Annotated in this window: 5 protein-coding genes; 4 read left to right on the top strand and 1 reads right to left on the bottom strand. The window is 40.0% G+C overall.

The features are described 5' to 3' along the window. The first annotated feature begins 258 nt into the window (after window positions 1-258). Window positions 259-1,707: a sigma-54 interaction domain-containing protein gene (locus V7112_RS18215; RefSeq protein WP_335422474.1), complete on the top strand. Its 1,449-nt coding sequence runs from the start codon at window positions 259-261 to the stop codon at window positions 1,705-1,707. Window positions 1,708-1,760: 53 nt separating this feature from the next. Here the strand turns inward: V7112_RS18215 and V7112_RS18210 are convergent, their stop codons facing one another. Further along, the gene (locus tag V7112_RS18210) at window positions 1,761-2,534 is read right to left on the bottom strand and encodes an acetoacetate decarboxylase family protein (protein WP_335422472.1); all 774 of its coding nucleotides are present in this window, start codon (window positions 2,532-2,534) and stop codon (window positions 1,761-1,763) included. A 251-nt stretch (window positions 2,535-2,785) separates the two neighbouring features. Here V7112_RS18210 and V7112_RS18205 point away from each other — a divergent pair, with 251 nt between their 5' ends. From V7112_RS18205 to V7112_RS18195, 3 genes are all read left to right on the top strand, one after another. Beyond that, window positions 2,786-3,538, top strand: a complete 753-nt coding sequence (locus tag V7112_RS18205) for an acetoacetate decarboxylase family protein (protein ID WP_335422471.1) — start codon at window positions 2,786-2,788, stop codon at window positions 3,536-3,538. 171 nt (window positions 3,539-3,709) lie between these two features. Further along, window positions 3,710-5,155, top strand: coding sequence for a sodium/proline symporter (locus V7112_RS18200; protein WP_335422469.1), 1,446 nt, complete (start codon window positions 3,710-3,712; stop codon window positions 5,153-5,155). 24 nt (window positions 5,156-5,179) lie between these two features. After that, a complete protein-coding gene (locus tag V7112_RS18195; RefSeq protein ID WP_335422466.1) occupies window positions 5,180-5,887 on the top strand; it encodes an acetoacetate decarboxylase family protein in 708 nt (235 codons plus the stop codon). Window positions 5,888-6,000 lie beyond the last annotated feature (113 nt).

The raw sequence follows: 6,000 nt of genomic DNA, 5'->3' as shown, positions 1-6,000 counted from the left end.
GTTTAATTTCTTCTACTGAAAGAACCCTTTTATTCATACAAAACCTCCGTCCATAATCGCTAAATTTATTATTAACGGGTTTTCATTTCATCAATATTAGAAAACCCGAATAATGTCTCTTTATTAGAATTGTCCATTATTCGGGTTATAGTCCACTGTCCCTTTGTCCCAGACGACCTGTCACTTTGCTTATGGTATATTTAAAATATTTAGAATATAATGATATAAATCAACACTTTGCTTGGAGGAGGTTTAGAGTTGAGTAGTGTTGTTTTAGGTAATGATTTGTTTGAAACGATTATAAGTAAAATGGGGGAGCCAGTTTATATTGCGGATATAAATTTCAAAATTGTGTATGTAAATGATATTGCACGTGAATTGTTTTTTGGTGGATCAAATGTATTAGGAAAGTCCATCTTTGATATTTTTCCAAACCTTGACAAAGAGACAAGCACTTTATATCAAGTTATCACAACAGGTGTACCTATTGAGGGGAAAATGATGCAGTATTATGATATCGAAGGAAATAGGCGTGTCTCTATCGCGAATACTTACCCTATTAATCAGAACGAAAAAATAGTTGGTGCATTCGAATTCGGTGATGACCTCACTGGGGTTAGTAAACTATCGGAAAAATTAATTCAGGAGAACCAGTCACTTTCTTTTAAACAGGAGAATATGTCTATCAAACAAGAAAAACCCTCTTATTATACGATCGATTCGATAATTGGTGAGAGTATGGCGATGAAAAGATTGAAGGAACAAATAATAGTATGTTCCCAAAGTTCATCCCACCTTTTCATCTATGGTGAAACAGGCACTGGTAAAGAATTAGTCGCCCAAGCAATCTTTTCGTTAAGTAAAGATCCACACACCTCTCCATTTGTTGCATATAATTGTGCTGCTATTCCAGAGGCACTTCTTGAAAGCATCCTTTTTGGGACGGTAAAAGGAAGTTATACCGGTGCCGAAAACAAACCTGGCTTGTTTGAAATAGCGAATGGAGGAGTAATGTTTTTAGATGAAATTAATTCTATGCCCCTCAACTTACAGGCGAAGATTCTACGGGTAATCGAAGAAGGAAAAGTTCGGAGGGTTGGAGGTGACCGAGAAATCCAGGTGGATTTTAGGCTCATTTCCTCAAGCAATATGCCACCTGAAAAACTTTTAAAAAATGGGAAAATGCGCGTGGATTTATTTTATCGTCTAAACGTGCTATATCTCGAGATCCCGCCGCTCAGAGAAAGAAGCGAAGATATTCCGCTATTAGCACAGCATTTTATCGAAGAGCTGAAAAGAAAAATACCAAAAGTTGTTCATGGTATCAGTGAGGATGCACTTGATCAGCTTATGGCCTACCATTGGCCTGGAAATGTTCGCGAATTCCGTAATGTAATGGACCGTGCAATGAATTTTACAAACACAAAAATCATTCGGTCAACCGATATTAATCACATTAATCCTTATTCCCTGCCGCCCAAAAAATCTTTCACATCTCTTGCAAACGGGGAACGGATAAAACTAAGGGACACTTTAGCAGAAATTGAGCTTGATATCATTACCGATGCGTTAAAACAAACTGGTGGAAATATATCAAGAGCAGCAAGAGATCTCGATATTCCCCAGCAAACCCTTAACAGTAAAATCGACAAATACGGACTTCGTAAGCACCTAAATAAAGTTGGGACAAAAGGACAGGTCCTTTGACCCACCATATATTTACAGGGACACGGAACCTGTCCCCGTGTCCCATAATCAGATCAGCCCTTGATGAATTCTTCAATCTTGGCCCAGCCGTTTTCCATGGAGGCGTGGTAATCCCCGATGGTGTAGCTGCCTCCGAGGATTTCAACAGGTTGGAATTCATCCAGTCGGTTGTATGGGATTCCTTTTAGCTCTACTTTGATAGAGCGTTCGATATAGCTCTTTGTAACAAAGTCGGCTGAAGCGTCTCGGGAAAGAATCTTTTTAGAGTCGATTCCAGGACCATCTGGTTTTGGGTCGACTTTTATTTGAAAATGTGGGAAAAGGGTTGGTTTTTGGATGGGCTTCTTCAACTTAGCAGATAGATCCATCTCTAAACGGATAAGATCTGTTCCATTTTTATATACAATGCCGATTAATTTTCCGTTTTCTTCTTTTAAAGTTGCTTCTCCATATTTCTTTGGGTAGCCCCAGATTTCACGACCAGCTGCAATGGCATAGTCGTGATTTTCATATTCAAATAGTACATGTACCCCTACTCTGCCCTTGTATTTCACCGGGATGACAAGGCCAGTATCATAAAATCCTTGGTTATATCCGTCATTCGGATCTGCTGTTGTATAGTCTGAGACATAGGCATATACCACATCGCTTACATATTCAAAAGGAGTCGGTTCTAAGTATTTATTAATAACCTCTGGGTTCACACGAAAATAAGCTGTAAGTGCCTTACTGTTAATGCATGAAAATGGTGGAAAACATGATTCATTTACAAGTGGTGCTTGAATAGGAACCGTCCAAAAGTTTTGTACTTCATATGGTTTTTTCAAAATAATTACCTCCTACAAAATATAACTTATACATATTTTTACTAATGCAAAAATCATGCCAAACAGAAATTACCAATTATTAATAGTTTACAACCACTTAAAAAATAGAAGGTTACCGAAAAATCGGAAATCTACCGAAAAACGAGTAATTTTATACCAAACCCCAAGAGCATAATCAAGAAAATTCAGTTCCTCATGTTGGCACGTAACTTGCAAATATAAATATGTACATTACAAAAGGAGATGATCAAATGGAAAGGCCTTACAAAGTCCCACATGGGAACAATATGCCAGTGCAAGCACCTGTGTTTGACAATCCAACTGTTCCTTACAGCTGCCCAAATTTGAAAACGTTAACGGCCTATTGCCGGACAACACCAGAAATGATTCAAAAGTATTTAGAACCAACCCCATTTGAGTATGTTAGCGATCAATTCGTTGTATCCATTTCAGACTTCGGAAATGCAAGCAATGGTTCATTCTATGATGTTGGTATTATCATCCCTGTAAAATACAAGGATGTAGTCGGTGGATATTATATGTTCGAATATGAAAACACAACCTGGTCATGCATTGCAGGTCGCGAGCTATGGGGCTATCCGAAAAAATTCGCAGAGGCTTCATTGGTCGAAGAGGATGGAAAAATAACAGCAACTGTAACAAAGGATGGCGTTGATTTGATTCAGTTAAAAATGGACCTGAGCGAACAATTGGATCATCCTATTCCAGCTGTTCAAATCTATCCACACTTATTACTTTACACATTACCTCGTCCAGATGGACCTGGAATCCTAACACAGATGGTTCTCAGTCGTGATACTTCACCTGACTTTGTAACCAAATCAAGGCTAGAAGCACCGATTTCCGTAGAACTAAATGGACTTCCAAATGATCCACTTGATGAATTTCAACCTGTTGAGGTACTTGGAGGAACATACGTAATTGGTGACTTCCATGCCACTGAAGAAAACGGCTGGGCAAAAATCCTAAATAAACTGATTTAAAACATTATCAAGGTTGTGGGACGAGGAACTTGTCCCCATGACCCAAAATGGAGGAGTTGATTGGATGAAGGTGCCGTTTATTGTTAATTTTCTTTATATTGGTGTACCGCTATTGAATATTGTTGTGGCTTTTGTGCTTGTGAAGTTTTTTAGGAAAGAAGGTGATGTGGAATGATAGTAATTGCGATTACCTTAATTATATATTTGGCCTTGGTATTCTTTGTTGGGGTGTATGCCGGAAGAGGGAATGGCAATGATGAAGAAAGCTATTTTCTTGGAAAACGAGGTTTCGGTCCGGTTGCCACCGCGATTAGTGCGGGGGCGACAGATTCAAGTGGTTGGATTTTCATTGGTGCAGTGGGTTTTGCATACTCCTTTGGTGCAGTCAGTATGTGGATGCTACCAGGATTTGCTGCTGGGGTTCTTTTTAACTGGTTTTACCTGGGGCCTCGACTACGCAGTCAAGGTGAAAAACTTGGGGCCCTTAGCCTTGCCGACTTTTTCGATAAGAAATTAAATGATAAAACACATCTTGTAAAAATTATTGCGGGACTCTTAATTATCCTATTTTTCATTCCGTATATGGCATCCCAGTTAACGGCAGCTGGAAAAACTATTGATGTTCTCGTCGGTTTAGATTACAATATCGGCCTTATTGGAAGTGCAATCTTTGTCATTGCCTATTGTTTCACAGGTGGTTATAAATCAGTCATGTATACAGATGTGGTTCAAGGTTTTATTATGCTAGCTGTACTTTTCTTTTTCCCAATATACTTAATCTTCCATTTAGGTGGTTGGGGCGAGTTATGGTCACAGCTTCTAGCAGTGGATCCAATTTTAGGTCATACGGCCGCGGGGGCTACTGGATCAGCTGCATTTGGATTGATTGCCGGTTTGCTTTTCTATGGAATTGGAGAAATTGGGCAGCCACATATCCTACAACGTTTCTTCTCAGCAAAAGACAATGAAACTATCAAAAAGGGGCTTTATATTGCGGTTGCATGGGGAATCATTGTCATGACTGGTTCTAGTATACTAGGTCTTTGTGCAAGACTGATATTACCCAACTTAGCTGACCCAGAATACGCATTTCCAAGTGTTGTCATGGAGATAATGCCTTCGGTTATGACAGGGATAGTTGTTGGGGCCATTTTCGCCGCCATTCAATCAACCTTCTCATCACAGTTACTACTATCTGTACAAACACTTTCTAGTGACCTTCTAAAATCATTTAGTAAAAAGAAGTACAGTGAGGCACAATTGGTGAAGTTCACACGAATAACGATGGTCATTTTAGGTGTAATCGTTACTGGTTTAGCATTAGCGAATATTGATACTGTTTTCAAGCTCGTTGTGTATGCTTGGTCTGGAATGGCATCTGCATTTGGACCACTACTCGTGATGTTACTCGCAGCTCCTAGGGTAGTAAGTCGATGGGGTGCCATTGCTGGGATGCTCGTCGGAACAGTCTCTGCTTCGATTTGGTATGCAGTCGGGCTTAGCTCCTACATGATGGAAGTGGTACCAGGCATGATCTGTGCTACCCTGGCTATTTTCATCGTAAGTAAAATGGTACCAGATAAAACCATTTCACCGAACCAAAATATTTCAGGATAACACGTGAAAGGAAAGGAAGAATCAATGAAACCAAATTATGCAATTTTACCAGAGTATGCTCCTCTCTTTCCCGGTTTGCCCTATACCTATACCGACTATGAAAAAATCAGCATCTATGCAAAAGGAAAGCCAGAGATCATGCAATCCTTTTTACCGAAGGAATTTAAACTGGAGAGCGACATCTTTGAGGTATTCGTTCTCACCAATCATAAAATAGAAGGTCTCAATCCATATTCGGAGGGCGGTCTCATCATCCCCTGCTCCTATAAAGGGCAAAAAGGAGCGTGCATGGCCTATGAATATGTGGATTCAGATGATGCCCTTTGTGCCGGAAGAGAAATTTGGGGCTACCCGAAAAAAATAGGCGAAATCTCTTTTGAAAAAGTGGAAACAAAAATCAACGGAACAGTGACTAGAAGAGGAAAAAAGGTTATTCGTGTTACATTAGAGAAAAAGGAAAAAGAGGTAAATACCCCTCTCCTATTCCCAAGACTACAAGTAAAAAGAATGCCAGGTGTAGAATCCTCTGCCCCTGACCTAAACCTAGTGATACAAAACGAATTCTATCAAGCTATCAACACGGTCGAATGGTTTGGCGACGCAACACTTGACTGGGAATACTCAGAACAAGACCCACTCTCTCGACTTGGGCCAGTCGAAGTCCTCGGTGGCAAATACATCCGCGGAGGATTCACTCTAAATTATGGAAAAATAATCGATCGAATCAAATAATGGGATGCGGGTGGATCACGGGGACAGGTCCCTTGACCCACCATTTTTTTCCTAGGAACGAGGAACCCTCTGTCCCAAATGATTTACATTCAGCTATTGCAAGCTTATAGTTA

Source organism: Bacillus sp. JJ1566 (assembly GCF_036962685.1).
Taxonomy (GTDB): domain Bacteria; phylum Bacillota; class Bacilli; order Bacillales; family Bacillaceae_L; genus Ferdinandcohnia.
This window is presented reverse-complemented; position numbering and strand designations above follow the sequence as displayed.

Excerpts from the sequence above, each read along its gene's own strand:
- V7112_RS18195 (WP_335422466.1), top strand. The coding sequence starts at position 5,180 with ATGAAACCAAATTATGCAATTTTACCAGAGTATGCTCCTCTCTTTCCC.
- V7112_RS18205 (WP_335422471.1), top strand. The coding sequence starts at position 2,786 with ATGGAAAGGCCTTACAAAGTCCCACATGGGAACAATATGCCAGTGCAA.
- V7112_RS18200 (WP_335422469.1), top strand. The coding sequence starts at position 3,710 with ATGATAGTAATTGCGATTACCTTAATTATATATTTGGCCTTGGTATTC.